Origin of the sequence: Photobacterium damselae subsp. damselae (assembly GCF_038086725.1) — a bacterium.
Classification (GTDB): domain Bacteria; phylum Pseudomonadota; class Gammaproteobacteria; order Enterobacterales; family Vibrionaceae; genus Photobacterium; species Photobacterium damselae.
The window spans coordinates 2,463,923-2,484,474 of record NZ_CP146970.1; the positions used below are offsets into that span (position 1 = coordinate 2,463,923).

Below are 20,552 nucleotides of genomic sequence, written 5' to 3' on the forward strand. Positions count from 1 at the left end.
ATTCAATTATTTTCATGCTATAGAAAAAAGGCTCTAAAGATACAAGAGAATAGAGGTTTTGAGTGATGGGGGTCACGGATTTGGGGAAGAGGAGAAGGAAGAGAAGGAAGAGAAGGAAAATAGTAGCAGCTTAATGGCCCCTGTAAATAATTCTGTGTATCTGCCCTTCTTTCCCCAAATCTTTCCCAACTCCTTTTTTCCCCGCTCTTTCTCTGCTCCTCCCCAACTCCCTTTTTTTCCTGCTTTTCCCTGCACCTCCCCAACTCCCTTTTTTCCCGCTCTTTCTCTGCTCTTCCCCAAATCCCTTTTTTTCCCGCTCTTTCCCTGCTCTTCCCCAACTCCCTTGTTCCCCGCTCTTTCCCTGCACCTCCCCAACTCCCTTTTTTCCCCGCTCTTTCTCTGCTCTTCCCCAACTCCCTTTTTTCCCGCTCTTTCCCTGCTCCTCCCCAACTCCCTTTTTTCCCGCTCTTTCTCTGCTCTTCCCCAAATCCCTTTTTTCCCGCTCTTTCCCTGCTCTTCCCCAGCTCTTCCTAAAACGCAATACCCATACCAACCCCATTATCATAATGATCATAATCAGAGATCGATAAACCATACCCGCTTTCAACTAGCATATATCCACGTAAGCGCTTATAGATGGGGAAGTTCCATGTTAGTTTTTCATAGCTACGCGAGAAACCACTTTCAAGCGCATTACGTACTGTGAAAGTTAATGAGTGTTCTTTAGTTGGCATCCAATTTAGACTAATGCGGCCATTACCAAGATAATTTTCAATATTGGGATTGTAATCTCGCCCACCCATATCCAAACGCAGCCAAGGTTTTACGCTTAATGTAAATTGATCATTTTTAAAACTTACATCGGCAAAAGCACGGTTCCAGCTTCGCTCATCATTACCACCACGACCATTAGATTGATGAACAAAACCAAACGTTGTACCCGCATATTGCCAGTCAGATGTTTCGGCTAATTTGGCAGGAAAACTCCAAAATAGAGACGGTTCATACTCGTTATCTTGGAAATAAGCAGAAGAGACATAAGCTTGCCAATTAGAGCGCTGAGTATAAGCAATATACATAGCGTCATTATCAGTCAGTAAGTTTGAAAACATCTTATATTTCAAGCTTATCTGAAAGTTGACCTTGGTATTACTAAAATGATCACCACCTGGAATCTCTGGCGAATATTCAGACTTATTAGGGTTTGAAGTGTAGTAAACAGGAAGGATAAAGTTGTCTTTGTACTGCTCTAACAGTAGTGAATTATTACTGCTGTAATCTAAAGGGTTATTGACAGGAGAAGCGAGTTCATCGGCGTGAGCATGAGACATGTAACAGACAGCTGCCAGTAACATTCCACTGGTCATTAGAACATTTCTATTCATAGTATTTTAGCACTATTGGTATAAATTTAGGTTAGATATTGTGCTAATTATTACTCATAGGAATGATTTTGGCGAATATATTTATAAATCGAGTAGCGAGTAGCGAGTAGCGAGTAGCGAGAAATTATATCCCTTCTTCTCAGCCTCACTACTCGTACATTGTTATATCTAGCTGTTATATCAACGCTAGAATAATAAAACCTTAGTTATATGCTCGGGCAAAAACACCATTACAGCTTGCTTGATACGCTTGCGCATAAGCTGGAACAAACAGAGATTCACCTTTGTTGATAGTCATTGTTTGACCATTAGCATGAGTTACAGTTAGTGGCGCATCAACCGCGAATAAGATTTCTGCACTACTCACAGAAATATCAGTACCTGTTGCTTGCTTATAAACACTGAACTTAAAATCAGGCACAGGAATTGGGTAATGCAGACCACCTTCAGCTTCATTAGCCGCAAGTAGTAATGAATCAAATGGCATAGTACGGAAAATGGTATTTGCCACTAATTCTGGTACATCCATATATTTAGGTGTTAAACCAGCACGTAGCACATTGTCTGAGTTTGCCATGATTTCAAGGCCAGTACCTTTGATGTAAGCATGCGGAGTACACGCATCAAGGAACATAGCTTCACCAGGGTTGAGTGTTAATACATTCAACATCAGCGGGGCAAATAGACCGATATCACCTGGATATTGCTCAGAAAGATCCACTAACAAGGCAAAAAATTCATCGTCTTGGTGCTGCTTGCTGTAAGCGATAAGAGCTTCTACTGCTTGCTCTTTTTGCTCACCATCAAGCGATAACATCTCAGTGAAAAATTGCTCAAGACCCGCTTCTGTTTGATTAGTTTCAAACTGACTCACTAATGAGTGTAACTCAGCAATATCAAGTTGCTTAAAGTTAGCTACAATGTCTGTAATTTCGCGGAAACCATTCATTGCTTGGTACGGCGTTAACGCAAACACTAACTCTGGCTTATGGTTAGGATCTTTGTAGTTACGATTTGCCGCATTACGAGCTATACCCATCTCTTCTTCTTTTGCAAAACCCATTTCGGCTTGTGCTTTATTTGGGTGTACTTGAATTGATAGTGCTTTTTCAGCCGCTAACACCTTAAATAGATACGGTAACTCACCAAACTGAGCTTGGGTTGTTGCACCTAAAATGGCGTCTGGATTTGTAGCAATAAAATCAGATAAACGTGTGTCTTGACCATTTACTTCAATCTGTGAGCAGCCATTGGCATGCGCTCCCATCCAAATTTCAGCTTGAGGTTTATTTTCTGGATTTTCGATACCAAAAAGCTGGTTAACTGAAGTCACACTTCCCCATGCATAATCTTGGATTACATTATGCATTTTAAAAAATACAGTGTTGGTAGAGTTCGTCATTGTTCTATGCCTTATTGTTCTTAATAGCGATGACCGCTAAGCAATTTCACTGCAGAGTTTTTAACATGACTGCAAGGTGAAGATCATCCTTTAATTGTGAAAATCATCAAATTGCAAAGAAGCGTGAAAGCCATCACTGGAGATTTAAGGCTTAAATAGTAAAAAACATCCCTTTTGTTTTAGGGGTAATACTCGATATCGAAGACATCACGCAGATCAATACTTCAATAGATAATGTAGAAGACATTCTAGTTGTCTAGATTAGACTCTTATAATGTTTTATATCTTGTAAACATACTTAAATTATTAAAGGTAACTATAGCATCTAATAACCAGATGCTATAGCTATGATTAAGAGTTTCTATAAATTATCTATATTTATCGCAGGATCATTTTTGTATTCATCCAATTTAACACGATAATGACTTATTTCTTTATCACTTTCATTTGAAAATAAATCATATCGATTTGATATTTTTTCATTATTAATACCAAGCCAACTAGCTAAACCATCGGTAAAAAAAGCACCTGATTTCGATACATTATACTCATCATGTTGATAGTCATCACTAGACATTTTTATTAATGGTACGTCAAAATGATACTTACTAACTTTATTATTATTAAATAATATTTGTCCATCAACTAATCGATGGCTTAATCCATGATCTGAAAAATATATCATTGAAAATGTATCATTTTTATTTTTCTGATACTCATCTTCCAGCATAGAATAAACTTGAGATAAAAAGTCATCAGTCTTTGCAATACTATTAACATAGCATGATAAATACTTATACTTTTTATCTTTCACGGTAATAATTTTATCAAAATCCGTTATTCGATCACAAGCAGATGGGTGTGACCCATATAAATGAATGACAATTAATTTCTTCTTAATTTTATTAGATATTGTTGTTTTTATTTCTGGAAGCAATGCATAATCGCTTGTATTACTCGAATTATATGCTCCTAATTTTAAAAAATAACGATTGTCACTTTGCTTAGCAATTGCAGTAACAGGTGTATCATAAGTTCCGGTATATCCCTGATTTGATAACCAATATGTCTTATATCCTGCTGATTTGGCCAAATCGATAATATTATAATTATACTCTGGCGTCCATTTGTTAATATTACCTTGAGTTAGCATCAACCGCAAAGATGCAACAGTATTTGTACCTGCTGACTCTAAGCCATTGATAACAACACCGTTTACTTTGCTTAAAAAAGGTGTATTATTAATCGGATAACCATAAACCCCCATATAATCTCGTCGAACACTTTCACCAATAACTAATACGTAAGTATTATATTTTGATTTATCATTTAGGGTAGATTCCCCCAAGCATTATGGACTTTATATTCATTTAATTTCTTTAACTCACTAACAACATCTGTTGTAGATGAATATACTTTTTTTATAAAGTAGAATGGCGACTGATTATAAGTAATAACTAATATTGAAATAATAATAAATGTTTTATTCTTTAAATAATTAATATTATACTTTTTAGATAAGTATCTAAAAATACATAATGATATTGGTATTAAAATCGCATAAAACCAATTTACTATCGGTATTTGAGATATAAATTCATTTGCTTCAACCACATCTGTAGAAAAGACAGATGCTATATATTTATAACTAATTTCTCCAAATGTTAGACCTATTGGAGCATATATGAAAAACAATAAAACAAAAGGAATCACAATAAAAAAGAAAGATTTTCTTGAAGAGCTAAGAAATACTAAAAAAATAGTCATAATAATAATATTTTTATTATTAATATTAGCTCCACTTCCTTTATACATGAGATATGAACACAAAAAAATAAATATCAATGGTGCCAATACTTTTATAGATTTTTTAATAAAGTTCTTAAGATATTCAAGCATAATTTAATATAAAAGTTGATACATATAGCTTTTATTATACACCTGCATATGAAACTACTCCAGTGGTAATATTCGTATAGTTAAAAATGTCTTTTCCACTTATTGGTAATTAACATATAAAAACAAAAAAGAAATAATTTACTAATAATTTTAAATCATAATTATTACTATCCCCTATACTCCGAAGGCGTTCTACCCGTTTTAGTTTTAAACACCCGACAAAAATAATTCACATCTTGAAAGCCACAGCGCGTCGCAACTTCGGTTAGGCGAAAAGGGTATTTTTTTAACATAAATTTGGCTCGTTCAATCCGCACCCAACTGATGTAATCGGCCAAGCGCATATGGCCCTGTTGACGAAAAATACGCGAGAGATGATTGGGAGATACATTAAAGCGATTGGCGATGGTTTCTCGCGTAATAGGACGATGAAAGTTCTCTTGAATATAAATACAGATCCCTTGATAGAGATCTTCAACCCGATTTTTACTGTCGCTATGGATAGGCGCTTTTAGCATCTGCTGACTGTAACTGAGTAAAGCCAATAACAGATGCTCATCCATTGGAGCTTGAACCGGCTCTTTAGCCAACATATTCAGAGCTTGCAACATAGGATCAATCGCATGGCCTGTCCAAGCATGAATAGAATGCTTTTGGACATCATAAAACTTAGGTGTGTCTTTAAGTTTACTGACTAGACTAAATCCTAACTGACGCTTACCAAATAAAAGGCTGAGCACAGAGCATTCGGTATCCCAGTTCGGTTTGTTCCAGCAGTTAGGCGGAATATAAAGCGCATCGCCGGCCATCAATTTAACTTGATGTATGCCGTGCTCACCATCATCAAGCTCATTGACATACTCCCCTTTTAGCACCAACTCCAAGCGGGGAAAATTTACCTGATAACTAAACTGTGGCGGTGTATTTAAATCACTGGCAAACCAGATACGGTTAAAACTCTCACGTTCAGTTAAAATAGAATCAATAACATTGTGAAACGTTGTATTCATGTTCTTGTGCTCATCCCCTCAACAATCATAGCCCTAAACTCAACAGTATCTGTCACACTCAACAGCCCTTGGCAATAAGTACTCTCTAATAGCGATTTAGAAAATTGAGCAAAAGGCATAATCATCTCTCGTATAGCGGGTTTAGGCAGAGCTAATGCAATAATAAGTGAGACCGGACCTCGGGGGCTGTGCCAATCAATGGGCAAATTAGAAAGATACACAGCAAGACTTGGTTGCTCAATCTGTTCATTCATAATATGAGGCAAGGCAATATGATGATTCATCACTGTTGCTGAAATCTGCTCTCGATTTTGAAACGCTTGAGTTATCGCTGGTGGGCCCATTTGCCTATTATCCAATGCGATTGTCTGCGCCAGAGTTTCTAGCACTGCCGTTTTGGTTGGCGGGTGGGTATTAAAATTGGCTTTGATCATCTGATTATCATCAAAATGTAACCAATCACAATATTGTTGACGTTTGTCTTCAACAATATCGAACGCTTGCTCTGTGGTTCTCTGTTTGGCAAAAAACGGATGCTGATATTCAGCAAGAAAGTTAAGTACGACTCGATGAGCCAATTCGGCATCTAATCCTTCAATATGAAATAAACAGAGATCTTGAGGTTTAGTTGCAAGAGCCAATACGCGGAGAGGTTGATCTATATTGGCGCTCTTATGGAGGGTAACGTTCACTAAACTCATGGATGAACGAAAATAATCAGCCAGTTTTTTTAGACGATTAAGTTGATAAAGAGGCAATCCCCCTTCACCACAATAAAATAAGATGTGTTGAGAGATCGCCACAAGAAATCCTTTAGACCCGATTACGCACAGAGCTCAAGGCAACGTTCAAGAACGGCTTTAGCATCAACTAATACTTCTTCGATGGTCACACAATGAATTTTGCTGCCAGTAAAACGAGCGCGATGCTCAACTTCAATATCCGAAGCAATTAATACCACATCGGCACGGGCGATATCTTGTAGAGAGAGTTGATTTTCAATCCCCATCGCTCCTTGCGTTTCAACTTGAATTTGAATTCCCATCGCATGGGCTGTCTTATTAAGAGCATCCGCAGCCATGTAAGTGTGGGCAATACCAGTTGGGCACGCGGTTACAGCAACAATTTTCATTTCACTGATTCCATTGTTATTTTTGCCTGATGGTAGCAGGAATGATGGCGAGTGGCGAGACGTTCTCTTATCTCACAATACTCAACAAAACTAATACAAACCAATTGAATATAATCCTCACGGGTATAAACTTTGCGACTCACACATTAAATTCCATATAAGAATACAGAATGAACAAAACACTACTTTCAATTGGCTCTTTTATTACTCTTTTTTCAATCCCCACTCTGGCACAAACCGCTGATGTTAATTTAACCCCTTTTGCCCTTAATACGGATGGTCACCCTCATTATTACGCTTATCTAGCCGCGGGAACTTATGCGCCTAAGTTAAAACATATGGGTAATAGTTTTACTAAGGAAGATAAAAAGCCTGATTTTTCATTAGGTATGGGAATGGATATTAACCCTTACCTTGCAATGGAAGGTTTTTATCGCTACGCATCTACCGATTACTTTTCTGGCTTAGTTAAATTATCAGGCAATGAAATCGGTTTCTCGGTATTACCTTCCACAGGTGAAATTGCTAACACTGGCTTGAAATTATATGCCCGTTTATCAGCTAGTGTTTTAATGTCGGAGCTTAAAATATTAGGACATAATGAAGATAAAACAGATGTTGCTCTAGGTGCTGGAGCGGGTATTCAATGGAATCTTAATCATCAATTTATGCTTCGAGCAGAATACTTATATACCCAGTTTGATCATAATTTCGGTAACGATATTAAAGGTGATAACTTTGATGGTTTCCAATTCTCTGCTGGATACCGTTTTTAATCCAAAATAAGTGCTAGACCTTATCAAACATGCCGTAGAGTCACAAATTGACTCTACGGCATGTTATTTGAGATATCCTTATCTCCCTTCTTTCCCCTATCTACCTTCTTTTCCCTTTCTCCCTCTTTTCCCCTATCTTCCCTCTTTTCCCTACTCGTCCTAAACTAATCCAGATTACCTTGGCTCATTCGACCTAAATACTCTTGTTCCAACTCTTTCTCTAGCTGTGCTTCCACATAACCTGGTGATTTTGTTTTCGCTGACAGTAAACGGTACATAGCTGGTATCACAAGCAGCGTTACCAAAGTCGCAAAAGCCATACCAAAGAACACCACAGTACCAACAGCGATTCGACTTTCAGAGCCAGCGCCAGTCGATAAAATCAGAGGTAGTGCACCAAATAAAGTTGTAAAGGCCGTCATTAAAATTGGACGTAAACGTCGAACCGATGCATCAATAATGGCTTGTTCAAATTCGGTGCCTTTATCACGAAGTTGGTTAGCAAACTCAACAATCAGAATACCGTTTTTCGTCACCATACCGATCAACATGATCATACCAATTTGACTATAGATATTAAGCCCTTGCCCCATAATCCAAAGTCCGGCTAAACCACCAAAGATCCCCATTGGTACCGTGAGCATCACCACTAATGGGTTAACAAAGCTTTCAAACTGTGCCGCCAATACCAAGTAGGCCACCAGCAAAGCCAAACCAAATACCATCATGATACTGCTTTGGTTTTCACGAAAATCTTTTGACTCACCCGCGTAATCAATGGTGATATCTTTTGGTAATAACTCAATCGACTGCTGATCAAGAAAATCTAACGCTTCACCTAAAGTATAACCTTCAGAAAGATTGGCTTTTAACGTGATCGATTTCTGCTTCTGGTTATGGCTCAGCTTTTGTGCAGAAGCCACTTCTTCTACTTTTGCTACCGTATCTAGTGTGACCAATTGGCCATTTTTCGCCCTTAAATAGATCTGACTGAGATCGGCAGAACTGTTAAAGCTATTTTCGTCACCACGTAAATAAACATCGTACTCTTCACCGCGTTCGACAAATGTCGTTTCGCTGCGACCTCCTAACATCACCTCCAATGTTTTGGCAATCTCAGCAACTGGAATACCTAACTCAGCGGCACGTTGACGATCAATGTTAACCACCAGCTCGGGAGTCGTCTCAGCATAATCAAGATCCACACCTTCCATCATAGGGCTATCTTCCGCTAGAGTTTGCAACTGCTGGGCCCACTGGAATAACTCGGTGTAGTCAGAACCACCTAAGACAAATTGTACTGGTTCTGACGAGCCACCGCGGAAACCGGGCATCATAGGACGCACCATTACATCTGGGATCCCAGCTAACGCTTTACTGATCATACCAAGAGCTTGTTGCGCAGAAACCGTACGGTCGTTCCAATCTTCTAGCTGCATAATCACAAAACCAGTCTGATCGCCTGCTCGACCACCAAAAGCTGGAGATTGAATACTGACTGACTTAAGCACGCCTTGACCCAGCATCGGCAATAGACGACGTTCAACTTCATCCATATTGCCAATCATACGGTTATAACTGGTGCCTTCCGCTCCTTTAACAAAAGCAAACAGTACGCCTCGGTCTTCTTGCGGTGCCAACTGTGCTGGAATGACTTTCATCAACCCAACTGATGCCAACACACAAGCGATCACGACAATTGGCGCCATAAAACGTTTTTTCACCGCAACAGTCACAATGGCGCGATAGCCTCGTTCTAACTTATCAAATTGACGATTGATCCATTGATTAAAACGAGTCGGTTTAACATTGGCTTTTAATAGTTTTGCCCCCATGACTGGCGTTAAGGTTAATGCTATCAATGAAGAGAAGATCACCGACATTGCCAACAAAACAGAAAACTCGGTAAACAGTCGCCCTACCATGCCTTCCATAAATGAGATCGGTAAAAACACCATCACCAAAACCGCCGTGGTTGCGACAACCGCAAAGCCGACTTCTCGCGTACCTTTATAAGCGGCGAGTAACGGCGATTCACCACGCTGTAAATGGTGAAATATATTTTCGACCACCACAATGGCATCATCGACCACCAAACCAATGGCAAGAATCAGAGCCATCAAGGTTAATAGGTTGATAGAAAAACCGAAAAAGTAAGCGGCAATAAAAGCAGAAACCAGAGAAACCGGTACCGTAATTGCTGGAATTAGTGTGGCACGAGCTTGACCAATAAAGATGTACAACACCAACACAACTAATGCCCCTGTGACAAAGAGCGTGCTGTAAACTTCACCAATAGAGCGTTCAATAAAGACAGTAGCATCATAATCAAGAGTCAACTGCGTCCCTTGCGGTAGAAACTTCTGCATGCGCTCCACTTCCATGCGCACATCTTTAGCAACATTAAGTGGGTTAGCATCTGACATAGTCACAATCCCTAAGCTGAGATTGACCACACCATTGCTTTTAAAAGTCGAGTTTTCATTTTCAGCACCAACGGCCACATCGGCAATATCTTTTAAATAGACAGGAGTACCATCGGCTGCGGTTCGAACCACTAAATACTTAAAATCATCGGCATTACGATACAGACGAGCCGTGCGTACCGACATAACCGTTTGATCGTTACGAACTTCACCACCGGGTAACTCTACGTTTTCATCTTTTAGGGCATTCACAATATCTTGAGTGGTGACGCCACGCCCTGCCATCAGTTCTGGTTTGAGCTTAACATACATCACTTTATACAGGCCGCCCGACAAACTGACGGAGCTCACGCCATTGATCAAACTAAAACGATCTTCAAGTACACGTTGGGCATAATCGGTAAGTTGAGTTCGATCCATCTCCGATGAGGATAGATTGATATAAAGCGCAGGTTCACCTGAACCATTATCTTTTGACACAATAGGATCGTTAGCATCATCGGGCAGACGACGTTGAGCACGCGCAACCGCATCACGCACATCACTTACCCCTTCGGTAAGATCCCAATCCATATCAAATTCAATGGTAATTCGTGACATACCATTTCGAGTGATCGACGTTATATTATCGATCCCGCTGATCCCAGACAGTTCATCTTCAATCGGTGTGGTAACTTGGCTTTCCATGACCGTTGCCGATGTCCCCTCATAAGTTGTCATTACGGTAACAACAGGGCTTTCAATATCTGGCATTTCACGAACAGCAAGTTTAGAAAAAGAGACAACACCAAATACGCAGAGCAAAAGGCTGAGCACCACAGCAACAACAGGGCGCTTTACCGAAACATCCGATAACCACATTAGCTTGTTACTCCAGAACTTAGGGCTTTACTTGAGGGGTTAATCACAGCGCCACTACTATTATGTGCAGTAAGATCTTTTACTTTCATGCCATCTCGCATGTTCACTAAACCTTGCACAACAATCTTTTCGCCAATATTGACACCCGATTTGATCACCACTTCATTATCAACACGAGCGCCAAGTTCAACTTGAGTACGATGGGCTATATTGTTTTCATCTACCACATAGACATAACGTTTAGTACCCGAATATTCTAAAGCTTGAACTGGGATCAGAGCTTCTTTATGTGGCATAAAGCCCATGTCAGCGGCTAATAACATGCCTGGTTTTAGTGCGTTATCACTATTATTAAAAGTGACTCGTACTTTGACATTCAAAGAGTCTGCTTGAACACGAGAATCTATAGTTTGAACGGTGCCAGAAAAAGTGCGATCAGGCCACGCTTGGCTTTTCGCATTTACTTTCATTCCTGGCTGTAGTGATGCCAAGTACTGCTCAGGCACTTGAATGTCTAATCGCATCGAAGACAGATCATCAAAAGAAAACAGTTCACCGCCCATCGGCACCATATGACCAATACTGAAATCGTACAGACCCACAGTGCCATTAAATGGTGCTCGAATAGAGAGATCAGAGAGATGGGCTTTCGCTGCTTGCAATCGAGCCTCAGCGATATTGACACTAGCAGTTTGTGCTTCAAGCTCTGTTTGGGTAATCGCACCACGAGAGATCAGGCGTTTAAAATCGTTTAGTTTACGGCTTTCATCATTACGATACGCTAAAGCCTCGTTATAAGCGGCACGAGCTTTATCATCTTCTAACTGCAGTAAAAGAGCGCCTTTTTGTACCCGGGTATTAGGCTTAACTTCAATACTTTTAACCTTTGCCGCCACTTCGGATGCGATAGTAACTGCCTGTTCTGCCTGTAATTTGCCAATAAGAGAAAGAGATTGGGCAATAGAATGCGAGCCGACAGTACCAGTTGTTACTGAAATCACTCGGCTAGATGGTGCTGGCTTATGCGCCGCATGGGATGTACCTTGAAAATAGAAGTAACCGCCTGCTAATGCTGCTGATACGATTACCGCAACTGCCATTTTTTTCATTATTTTTAGAACCATCAGTAAAAATCTAACGCAATGATAACGGATGCGTTTGTAAGGTTATTCACTAAAAGGAGTAAAGAAATGTAAATTTAGGTGCTAGGGCTAAAATTTTGATCCCATATTTTCTGCTGCCAAGCTTTTGCCCTTGATCTTCCTAGAACCTAGATCCTGCTGTTCCTAGTTACCCTTCTTTTCCTGCTCTTCCCCCTCTATTCCCCTTCTCTTCCCTCTTTTCCCCGTTTCTCTTTCTTTTCCTGCTCCTCCTTGAACCTATTTACTACCACCCTCTATTCCTACTTTCCCTAGAGCCTTCCTTTCCCTCTCTTCCAGCTCTTCCTTCTTCTTTTCCTGCTCTTCCCTATTTTCCCCTGCTTCCCCTTCTCCTCCTTCTTTTCCCCGCCATCCCCCATTCTCCGCTCCTTTCTCTCCCTATATGCCGAAAAATACAGCAAGCACACAATATTTCTAATAAAAAGGGTTTACAGCTCTGAAATGTTTGTTATTATCCGCCCCGCACTTAACGAGTGTGGCTACGTAAGTAAGCAATCCCAGTGGTGGGGTTCCCGAGTGGCCAAAGGGAGCAGACTGTAAATCTGCCGGCTCCGCCTTCGAAGGTTCGAATCCTTCCCCCACCACCATCTCTTTTGAAAATAGGTTTAGTTGATAAACGTGTTTTCTGGCTAATAAGCCAAACAATTTGTTTTATTCGTTATTACGAGTATTGCGAACCCCGTGGTGGGGTTCCCGAGTGGCCAAAGGGAGCAGACTGTAAATCTGCCGGCTCCGCCTTCGAAGGTTCGAATCCTTCCCCCACCACCATCTCTTTTGAAAATAGGTTTAGTTAGTAAACGTGTTTTCTGGCTAATAAGCCAAACAATTTGTTTTATTCGTTATTACGAGTATTGCGAACCCCGTGGTGGGGTTCCCGAGTGGCCAAAGGGAGCAGACTGTAAATCTGCCGGCTCCGCCTTCGAAGGTTCGAATCCTTCCCCCACCACCATCTCTTTTGAAAATAGGTTTAGTTGATAAACGTGTTTTCTGGCTAATAAGCCAAACAATTTGTTTTATTCGTTATTACGAGTATTGCGAACCCCGTGGTGGGGTTCCCGAGTGGCCAAAGGGAGCAGACTGTAAATCTGCCGGCTCCGCCTTCGAAGGTTCGAATCCTTCCCCCACCACCATCTCTTTTGAAAATAGGTTTAGTTAGTAAACGTGTTTTCTGGCTAATAAGCCAAACAATTTGTTTTATTCGTTATTACGAGTATTGCGAACCCCGTGGTGGGGTTCCCGAGTGGCCAAAGGGAGCAGACTGTAAATCTGCCGGCTCCGCCTTCGAAGGTTCGAATCCTTCCCCCACCACCATCTCTTTTGAAAATAGGTTTAGTTGATAAACGTGTTTTCTGGCTAATAAGCCAAACAATTTGTTTTATTCGTTATTACGAGTATTGCGAACCCCGTGGTGGGGTTCCCGAGTGGCCAAAGGGAGCAGACTGTAAATCTGCCGGCTCCGCCTTCGAAGGTTCGAATCCTTCCCCCACCACCATCCTATTTAAGCCAGTTGCTTTTTTGCAGCTGGCTTTTTTCATATCTTATGTTTGTAAACCAATTTGTTTGAAATCAATTCGATAGAATAAATAAATTCGACTAATATTACCTTAGTTGTATATGGATAATATAAAAGTAGTTAGGTGTTAGGATGACGCTGGATAGATCAAAACTAAAAATCTTACTGATTGATGATCAATCCTCTTCGGCATTGATGCTAAAAAGTCTCTTTATCAAACTGGGATTCAGTCTAGTTGATATCGCAAGTAGCGCCGAAGATGCCATCTATTTGGCTCGCCATAATAAATATGAATTATTGTGTGTAGATTATCACCTTAATCATAAAATCAGCGGTGTTGATTTAGTCTCACTACTTAAAAAGAAGCATTACCTCTCTCCTGCTTGTAGCCTTCTATTTATTTCTGGCGATAATTCCAGCGAAACCATCCTAACCGCGATGACGCTTAATCCAGATGGCTTCTTAGTTAAACCTCTCTCTTTAAATATTCTTGAACAAAAATTGAGTGTCTTACTTAAAGAGAAACAACAACGCCAACCCATTTTTGATGCACTAATACAGCACAATAACGAATTAGCCATTCAACGTTGCAAAGAACAAATGCTGAAATATGGCTTTAGTAATAAGTTAAATATTCTCTTATTGGATCTTCTGGTGAGTCAACAACTGTGGAGTTCAGTTGAAATTATTTTAGAGCATCTTAAACATAGCCAACAACATCAGCTCATTATTTATAAAGCCAAACTTGCTCTATACCATAACGAAATAGACCAAGCAGAAACTCTACTGACCCAATTAATAGAAAAAGTTCCCTTGTATGGTGAAGCGTATGATCTATTGATTGAAATCTACTGCCAACAAGAACAGTGGCAATCAGCATTAATCTGGGCACAAAAAGTCCTTAAGTTAACACCCGCAGTATCAGCGCGTGCACTAGTTGTGGCCGATCTTGCGATTAAAACTCAAGATTTTCCTCTTTATTGGCAAACGGGAAAAACCTTAGTCCATTACCTGCCTGTTTGGGGGCATGAGTGGCTAGCTATTGTTAAGCGTTATTCTGATCTTTTTGAAGCCCATTTCTTTACCACACCAAATCGTCACCAAGCACTACAGCATAAAATTGTAATGAAAGCACTGTTTCTTCTGGCAAGCAATCGTCTACCAGACGGACAAACGCCACTCTTACGAGCACTAGGCAATATTTTATTGGTACGATTAGAAATTGAGGTTCAGACCAAATTAAAAGGGAAAAGACGTTTACTGGTGGGGTTAGGGGCTTATCTCAACCAAATGGATAAACTACCTGATGAGATTATTCTCGATATGCTGCCTCTACTATTGCTCTTTGGAGAAAACTACCTCTATCAAGCCATCATAGAAAAACTCAGTCTATTAGATAAAGAAAAGACTACAGAACTTAAATCAGCAATGGATGCGTTTGCTTATTTAGAACAACAATTACAGAGTGCCCGTGAGCTTCAACTTTCCCAACCTCAGCAAGCACTCTTGGTTTATCATAAATTATTAGAGCAGTATCCTGTTGCTACAGAAGTGCATTTAGGCCATTTGGAGTGCTTATATCAACTTGGCTATTTTAATAACCACTATGCGGTAACCAGTAGTATTAAGGCAATTAGTGCTATGCCGCTACCAACTGTACTTCATACAAGACGTGAACATGTTCTCAATCAGTTTAATTTGATCGCGCCAGAATTTGAGTACGAGTCAGACCCTCTCCAAGATCATAAATCGTATGTAGCAATTCCCCAGTTAGAGCAAAACTAAACCAATAAAAAACCTCCAGTCGTCACTACCACATTACGACTGGAGGTTTAATAATATTGAGACTTACTCGATCAAATCGACTGGGGACTCTTACTTAGCTAAAACCCACTCACAATAAAAGCTGCAACACCTTTAATCATAACGGGTTACTCAAGCAATCGAATTAACGAATAAAACGATTGTAGATAAATAGCAATACAAATGCGCCAAGAGTTGCTGTCACAATACTTGGGATGTTAACACCTGTTGCATTACCTAAACCGATAAATGAACCTAACCAACCACCAGCAAAGGCACCAGCAATACCTAGACCCATAGTTGCAATCCAGCCGCCACCGTCTTGACCTGGCATTAACCACTTAGCTAGAGCACCAGCAATAAGACCTAGAATGATCCATGAAATAATACCCATCTTAACTTCTCTCCATATCTTTATTTACACTGATTTGCTTTATTTCTTGGCCCTGTGATTCTGTATAATTTACAGAACATAAAAGAGCTAACTCCCAACAAAGAGACATCGAAATATAAGCTTGTGTCGTTATTTATAAGTCTAGCTTAGTGGCGGAATTCTGACAGGGCAAGAGAACTGGATTGTTTTTTATGTAGTTTTATTTAGACAGATAAATAGCATAAGGGAAAATCAGCCAAAAATAAACGTAAGACACTGTTTTAACTTATGTTTAATTTCATTTAAAACACCGTTGAATAAATCTAAAATTCACAATATAAAACACTGAGCAATTAAATTTCGCTTAAAAATAAAACGTTGCTCATAATTTTCCTCATCTCTTTATCACCTAAGAATACTGGGGTTTAATCCCATTCGTTCTGTGTTAGCATGAAACAAAATCAGAACAACAATGGATAACATAATGAAAGTTATTTCGTTTAACATTAACGGTCTTCGTGCTCGCCTTCACCAACTGCAAGCTCTAATCGAAAAGCATCAACCTGATGTGATTGGTTTACAAGAAATTAAAGTCCATGATGAAGCCTTTCCTCTCGCTGACGTTGAAGCGATGGGCTACAAAGTTTATCACCACGGCCAAAAAGCACACTACGGGGTTGCACTGCTTTGTAAACAAGAGCCTATCGAAGTAAAAAAAGGCTTTCCAACCGATGATGACGATGCCCAACGTCGAATGATCATGGCGACATTTGAGCAGGAAAATGGCAAGAAAATCACCATTATGAACGGATACTTCCCTCAAGGTGATAACATCAATCACGAAACCAAGTTCCCTGCCAAAGAAAAATTCTATGCCGATCTCATGACTTATCTCAATACGTATCACAACAATGACGAAGAGTTGATCGTTATGGGTGATATTAATATTAGCCCGATTGATCTTGATATCGGTATTGGTGATAACAATGCCAAACGTTGGTTAAAAACCGGTAAATGTTCATTCCAACCTATTGAGCGTCAATGGCTAAAAACGTTACTGGATTGGGGTTTTATCGATACCTTCCGCCAACTGCACCCTGCTGTTGATGATCAATACTCTTGGTTTGATTACCGTTCAAAAGGCTTTGATGATAACCGTGGCCTGCGTATCGATGTAATTTTAGCGACACCATCTCTTGCTGAGCGCTGTATTGAATCTGGCATTGACTACGAATTAAGAGGCATTGAAAAACCGTCTGATCATGCGCCAATTTGGTCAACGTTTAATTAATACCGCATTACTCTTACATACCGATAAAGCCCTCTTGCGATACGATAAAGCCCTCTTGCGATAAAAGACGACAGGGCTTTATTTGACTCCGCATATTCTCATATACCCAAGTAACTTCCAGCTGCGAGCTTCAACTAAATGGCTTGCTCAGCAAAGTGAGATCTTCTCGCATCTTAAATCAGTTCAAGTATACTTTGCTCTAGCACGCTAATAACAATTAGTCCCTATCATTGAGACAGACATGAAAACATTTATTCCAGGTAAAGATGCAGCCTTAGAAGAGTCGATTGAGCGCTTCCAAACTCAACTGAAAAATCTAGGCTTTAATATTGAAGAAGCTTCATGGTTAAACCCGGTTCCAAACGTATGGTCGGTACATATTCGTGATGTTGATGCTCCAATGAATTTCACCAACGGCAAGGGCGCGACTAAAAAAGCGGCTTTAGCTTCTGCGCTAGGTGAATATTTTGAGCGTCTATCAACAAACTACTTTTATGCTGACTACTACTTAGGTCAGGATATTGCGAACAGTGAATTTGTTCACTATCCAAACGAAAAATGGTTCCCAATTGATTTTGAAGAGAATCTACCACCAGAAGGGATTTTGGATGAGCGCTTAACTCAGTTCTACGATCCGACCATGGAGCTATTAGGCACAGATCTGGTTGATCTTCAGTCTGGCAATATGGAGCGTGGTGTTTGTTGCCTACCGTTTGAACGCCAAAGTGATAATGAAACCGTTTATATTCCGATGAACATTATCGGTAACTTGTATGTTTCAAATGGTATGTCTGCGGGTAATACCAAAATGGAAACTCGCGTTCAAGGCATGTCAGAAATTTTTGAGCGCGCTGTAAAGAATCGTATTATTGCTGAACGCATTAGTTTGCCAGAGATCCCGGCAGAAGTGATTGCTCAGTACCCAAGCATTAAAGAGTCTATCGATTGTCTAGAAGCAGAAGGTTTCCCTATCTTCTGTTTTGATGCATCTCTTGGTGGCCAGTACCCAGTGATCTGTGTGGTATTGATGAACCAAGATAACAATACCTGTTTTGCTTCATTTGGTGCTCACCCAAGCTTTGAGGTTTCTTTCGAACGTACCGTAACTGAGTTGCTACAGGGCCGTGGCTTAAAAGATCTGGACGTTTTCCCAGAGCCTTCTTTTGATGATGAAGAAGTGGGTGATCATCACAACCTAGAAACTCATTTTATTGATTCTTCAGGTTTGATCTCTTGGGATCTGTTTAAGCAAGAAGCTGACTTTGAGTTTGTTCACTGGGATTTTTCCGGCACAACAGAACAAGAGTTTACTCGTCTGCTTAGTATGTTCCATCAAGAAGGTACCGATGTTTATATTTCTGACTATAACCATTTAGGTGTTGATTGCTGTCGCATCATCGTACCTGGCTGGTCTGAAATTTACCCAGTAGAAGAGTTAATTGAAGCAAACAACAATGTGGCAATGGAGCTTCGTGAGACCTTCCTTGCTCTTCCTAGCGTTGAGTGGGACAGTGAACAATACGCTGAGATGTACTCTATCTTAGAAGAAGAAGGCTTTGATGATTTCAACCGTTTATACGAAATCATTGGTCTGGTTCCTGACGCAGATTCAGCATGGCAAACATTGCGTATTGGTGAGCTAAAATGTCTACTCGCACTAGCCGGTGGCGATCTTGAATTAGCACTAGAGCACGCGAGTTGGTGTGTTGACTATAACGTTTCAACTTATAGCAAAGAGCGTGCTCGTTTCTTCCGTTGTTTAGTAGCAAGCTTAAAATTAGCCCTAGATGAAGAACGAGATCCTGCGCAATATAAGCATGCGTTTGAACGTCAATTTGGTACAGATACCGTAGCAGCAGCATGGGGCTCGATTGAAGGTACAGTTCGTTTCTACGGTTTAACCGCAGGCGATCTATCTATGAGTCAATTCTCTGCACACCAAAAGCTATTAGCCTCTTACCAGAAGCTACAAGCCGCTAAGAAAAACTAAATTCTTAGTACTAAAGTTTGATCCCATATCTTCTGGGATCAAGCTTTTTGCTATTCTTCATCTTCCCCAAACCTTCTCTTCCCGCTCTTCCTCATCTCCCCCAAACCTTATCTTCCTTCTTTCCCTGCTCTTCCTCATCCCCCAAACCTTCTCTTCCCTCTTTTCCCGCTATTCCTCATCTCCCCCAAAACCTTCTCTTCCCTCTTTTCCCGCTCTTCCTATCCCCCTCTCTTTTCCTTCTTTCCCTCGCCCCTCCCCCTGTCCTATAAAGCAAAATTAACCCAATCCTTTCTTTTCCACCCAAACATTTTGCAACAATTATTTTTTTTACATGAATATTTAATCAACCAGCATACGTTAAAAACTGTTAATAAATCACGCTAATCAATTGATAAATAACACATTTGAACAATGTCACACTTTCATTCCATTTTTGTGAAATTTAATTACATTAAAAAATTTTTGTGTTTTATCAAAAAAATTATATCCTTATATATCATAAAGTTAGATTTGTATTACTTTTCAAAACCTGCAAAAACTTGTTATAAATTTTCAGCGCCATGATCTGGGTCAAGTTTAGTTGTGCTAATTTTTGCTATCATTCAGACAGCTAAAATTTCTAACCTACGAGCCATCAAGTGAATACTCAAAACAATCCATTTGACTCTCTGATGCCACCAGCAATGGCACATAAAGCTGAGGAAGTTGGCGTATATAAAGCCACTAAACACCCTCTTCAGTCATTTTTTCTAGCAATTACCGCAGGCGTTTTTATCTCTATCGCATTTGTGTTCTACACTACTGTTACAACAGGTGCAGGTGATGTTGCTTGGGGTCTATCAAAGTTTGCAGGCGGTCTAGCATTTAGTCTAGGTCTGTTCCTTGTTGTAATCTGCGGCGGCGAGCTATTTACCTCTTCTGTTCTTACCACTGTTGCTCGCGCAAGTGGCCGTATTACAACAACACAATTACTTCGTAACTGGGTTGTTGTTTATGCAGGTAACTTTGTTGGTGCTATATTCTTTGTAGTGTGTATTTGGATTGCACAACAACATATGGCTGGTAACGGTCAATGGGGTATCAACGCAATGAAAATTGCTCAACACAAACTGCACCATACATTTGGTCAGGCTGTGATGCTTGGTATTCTGTGTAACCTAATGGTTTGTCTAGCGGTATGGATGACATTCTCATGTCGCAGTGCAACAGATAAAATTATGGTTATGATTCTTCCTGTGGCTATGTTCGTCGCAAGCGGTTTTGAACACTGCATTGCTAACATGTTCATGATCCCAATGGGAATCGTAATTCACGCATTTGCAGGTCCTGAATTTTGGACTATGACAGGCGTTGATCCATCACAATTTGCAGATCTTACTGTAAGTCATTTTGTGATGAATAACCTAATCCCCGTCACCATTGGTAATATCATTGGTGGTGGCTTCTTAGTGGGTATGACTTATTGGATTATCCATCGTCGTCCAGAACTTAAAGGCCAAGGCCATCACTAAGTTTTAGACGTCGATAACAC

The 20,552-nt window shown here is 40.2% G+C and carries 16 protein-coding genes and 6 tRNA genes; 11 read left to right on the forward strand and 11 right to left on the reverse strand.

What is annotated here, in order from left to right; genetic code table 11:
- Positions 1-130: 130 nt before the first annotated feature.
- The 8 genes from WAX86_RS10925 to WAX86_RS10960 form a co-directional block, all read right to left on the reverse strand.
- Positions 131-574, reverse strand: a complete 444-nt coding sequence (locus WAX86_RS10925; RefSeq protein ID WP_341488809.1) for a hypothetical protein — start codon at positions 572-574, stop codon at positions 131-133.
- On the reverse strand, positions 531-1,367 hold the full coding sequence (locus tag WAX86_RS10930) for a phospholipase A (protein ID WP_341488810.1): 837 nt from the start codon (positions 1,365-1,367) through the stop codon (positions 531-533). The genes WAX86_RS10925 and WAX86_RS10930 overlap by 44 nt, the downstream gene beginning before the upstream one ends.
- A 220-nt stretch (positions 1,368-1,587) precedes the next feature.
- Positions 1,588-2,787, reverse strand: a complete 1,200-nt coding sequence (gene manA, locus WAX86_RS10935; protein ID WP_341488811.1) for a mannose-6-phosphate isomerase, class I — start codon at positions 2,785-2,787, stop codon at positions 1,588-1,590.
- A gap of 361 nt (positions 2,788-3,148) precedes the next feature.
- Positions 3,149-4,135 carry a phosphoethanolamine transferase gene (locus tag WAX86_RS10940; RefSeq protein ID WP_341488812.1) on the reverse strand — a complete coding sequence of 329 codons (987 nt, stop codon included), beginning with the start codon at positions 4,133-4,135 and terminating at the stop codon, positions 3,149-3,151.
- Positions 4,117-4,602 (reverse strand): hypothetical protein, encoded by a 486-nt coding sequence (locus WAX86_RS10945; RefSeq protein WP_341488813.1) that lies wholly within the window; start codon positions 4,600-4,602, stop codon positions 4,117-4,119. The genes WAX86_RS10940 and WAX86_RS10945 overlap by 19 nt, the downstream gene beginning before the upstream one ends.
- Positions 4,603-4,853: 251 nt before the next feature.
- A complete protein-coding gene (locus WAX86_RS10950) occupies positions 4,854-5,696 on the reverse strand; it encodes an AraC family transcriptional regulator (protein WP_044174867.1) in 843 nt (280 codons plus the stop codon).
- Entirely contained in the window at positions 5,693-6,499 is an 807-nt protein-coding gene (locus tag WAX86_RS10955; protein WP_341488814.1) for a PTS sugar transporter subunit IIA, read from the reverse strand. The genes WAX86_RS10950 and WAX86_RS10955 overlap by 4 nt, the downstream gene beginning before the upstream one ends.
- Before the next feature lie 20 nt (positions 6,500-6,519).
- A complete protein-coding gene (locus tag WAX86_RS10960; protein WP_005298143.1) occupies positions 6,520-6,828 on the reverse strand; it encodes a PTS fructose transporter subunit IIB in 309 nt (102 codons plus the stop codon).
- Between the two features lie 170 nt (positions 6,829-6,998).
- On the opposite strand from WAX86_RS10960, the gene WAX86_RS10965 reads away from it, so the two are divergent.
- Positions 6,999-7,604, forward strand: a complete 606-nt coding sequence (locus tag WAX86_RS10965) for a porin family protein (protein ID WP_341488815.1) — start codon at positions 6,999-7,001, stop codon at positions 7,602-7,604.
- Positions 7,605-7,768: 164 nt separating this feature from the next.
- Here WAX86_RS10965 and WAX86_RS10970 read toward each other — a convergent pair whose 3' ends face one another.
- Together WAX86_RS10970 and WAX86_RS10975 are read right to left on the reverse strand one after the other, a co-directional pair.
- Entirely contained in the window at positions 7,769-10,891 is a 3,123-nt protein-coding gene (locus WAX86_RS10970) for a multidrug efflux RND transporter permease subunit (RefSeq protein ID WP_005298141.1), read from the reverse strand.
- On the reverse strand, positions 10,891-12,000 hold the full coding sequence (locus WAX86_RS10975) for an efflux RND transporter periplasmic adaptor subunit (RefSeq protein WP_341488816.1): 1,110 nt from the start codon (positions 11,998-12,000) through the stop codon (positions 10,891-10,893). The genes WAX86_RS10970 and WAX86_RS10975 overlap by 1 nt, the downstream gene beginning before the upstream one ends.
- A gap of 553 nt (positions 12,001-12,553) precedes the next feature.
- On the opposite strand from WAX86_RS10975, the gene WAX86_RS10980 reads away from it, so the two are divergent.
- The 7 genes from WAX86_RS10980 (at position 12,554) to WAX86_RS11010 (ending at position 15,349) form a co-directional block, all read left to right on the forward strand.
- Positions 12,554-12,638, forward strand: a tRNA-Tyr gene (locus tag WAX86_RS10980).
- A 96-nt stretch (positions 12,639-12,734) separates the two neighbouring features.
- Positions 12,735-12,819, forward strand: a tRNA-Tyr gene (locus WAX86_RS10985).
- A 96-nt stretch (positions 12,820-12,915) separates the two neighbouring features.
- Positions 12,916-13,000: transfer RNA gene (locus tag WAX86_RS10990), tRNA-Tyr, on the forward strand.
- A gap of 96 nt (positions 13,001-13,096) precedes the next feature.
- A tRNA-Tyr gene (locus WAX86_RS10995) sits at positions 13,097-13,181 on the forward strand.
- Positions 13,182-13,277: 96 nt separating this feature from the next.
- Positions 13,278-13,362 (forward strand) — tRNA-Tyr (locus WAX86_RS11000).
- 96 nt (positions 13,363-13,458) lie between these two features.
- A tRNA-Tyr gene (locus WAX86_RS11005) sits at positions 13,459-13,543 on the forward strand.
- A gap of 153 nt (positions 13,544-13,696) precedes the next feature.
- Positions 13,697-15,349 (forward strand): response regulator, encoded by a 1,653-nt coding sequence (locus WAX86_RS11010; protein WP_341488817.1) that lies wholly within the window; start codon positions 13,697-13,699, stop codon positions 15,347-15,349.
- 163 nt (positions 15,350-15,512) lie between these two features.
- Here the strand turns inward: WAX86_RS11010 and WAX86_RS11015 are convergent, their stop codons facing one another.
- Positions 15,513-15,761 (reverse strand): GlsB/YeaQ/YmgE family stress response membrane protein, encoded by a 249-nt coding sequence (locus tag WAX86_RS11015; protein ID WP_044174852.1) that lies wholly within the window; start codon positions 15,759-15,761, stop codon positions 15,513-15,515.
- Between the two features lie 463 nt (positions 15,762-16,224).
- Between WAX86_RS11015 and xthA the strand changes: the two genes are divergently transcribed.
- From xthA to focA, 3 genes are all read left to right on the forward strand, one after another.
- Positions 16,225-17,031, forward strand: a complete 807-nt coding sequence (xthA, locus tag WAX86_RS11020; RefSeq protein ID WP_065171646.1) for an exodeoxyribonuclease III — start codon at positions 16,225-16,227, stop codon at positions 17,029-17,031.
- A 241-nt stretch (positions 17,032-17,272) separates the two neighbouring features.
- Positions 17,273-19,021: a 30S ribosomal protein S12 methylthiotransferase accessory factor YcaO gene (ycaO, locus tag WAX86_RS11025; protein WP_341488818.1), complete on the forward strand. Its 1,749-nt coding sequence runs from the start codon at positions 17,273-17,275 to the stop codon at positions 19,019-19,021.
- Positions 19,022-19,659: 638 nt separating this feature from the next.
- Entirely contained in the window at positions 19,660-20,532 is an 873-nt protein-coding gene (focA, locus tag WAX86_RS11030; protein ID WP_264954914.1) for a formate transporter FocA, read from the forward strand.
- The last annotated feature ends 20 nt before the right edge of the window (positions 20,533-20,552 follow it).

Excerpts from the sequence above, each read along its gene's own strand:
- WAX86_RS10925 (WP_341488809.1), bottom strand. The coding sequence starts at position 574 with ATGATCATTATGATAATGGGGTTGGTATGGGTATTGCGTTTTAGGAAG.
- WAX86_RS10930 (WP_341488810.1), bottom strand. The coding sequence starts at position 1,367 with ATGACCAGTGGAATGTTACTGGCAGCTGTCTGTTACATGTCTCATGCT.
- manA (WP_341488811.1), bottom strand. The coding sequence starts at position 2,787 with ATGACGAACTCTACCAACACTGTATTTTTTAAAATGCATAATGTAATC.
- WAX86_RS10945 (WP_341488813.1), bottom strand. The coding sequence starts at position 4,602 with ATGTATAAAGGAAGTGGAGCTAATATTAATAATAAAAATATTATTATT.
- WAX86_RS10950 (WP_044174867.1), bottom strand. The coding sequence starts at position 5,696 with ATGAATACAACGTTTCACAATGTTATTGATTCTATTTTAACTGAACGT.
- WAX86_RS10960 (WP_005298143.1), bottom strand. The coding sequence starts at position 6,828 with ATGAAAATTGTTGCTGTAACCGCGTGCCCAACTGGTATTGCCCACACT.
- WAX86_RS10965 (WP_341488815.1), top strand. The coding sequence starts at position 6,999 with ATGAACAAAACACTACTTTCAATTGGCTCTTTTATTACTCTTTTTTCA.
- WAX86_RS10970 (WP_005298141.1), bottom strand. The coding sequence starts at position 10,891 with ATGTGGTTATCGGATGTTTCGGTAAAGCGCCCTGTTGTTGCTGTGGTG.
- WAX86_RS10975 (WP_341488816.1), bottom strand. The coding sequence starts at position 12,000 with ATGAAAAAAATGGCAGTTGCGGTAATCGTATCAGCAGCATTAGCAGGC.
- WAX86_RS11010 (WP_341488817.1), top strand. The coding sequence starts at position 13,697 with ATGACGCTGGATAGATCAAAACTAAAAATCTTACTGATTGATGATCAA.
- WAX86_RS11015 (WP_044174852.1), bottom strand. The coding sequence starts at position 15,761 with ATGGGTATTATTTCATGGATCATTCTAGGTCTTATTGCTGGTGCTCTA.
- xthA (WP_065171646.1), top strand. The coding sequence starts at position 16,225 with ATGAAAGTTATTTCGTTTAACATTAACGGTCTTCGTGCTCGCCTTCAC.
- ycaO (WP_341488818.1), top strand. The coding sequence starts at position 17,273 with ATGAAAACATTTATTCCAGGTAAAGATGCAGCCTTAGAAGAGTCGATT.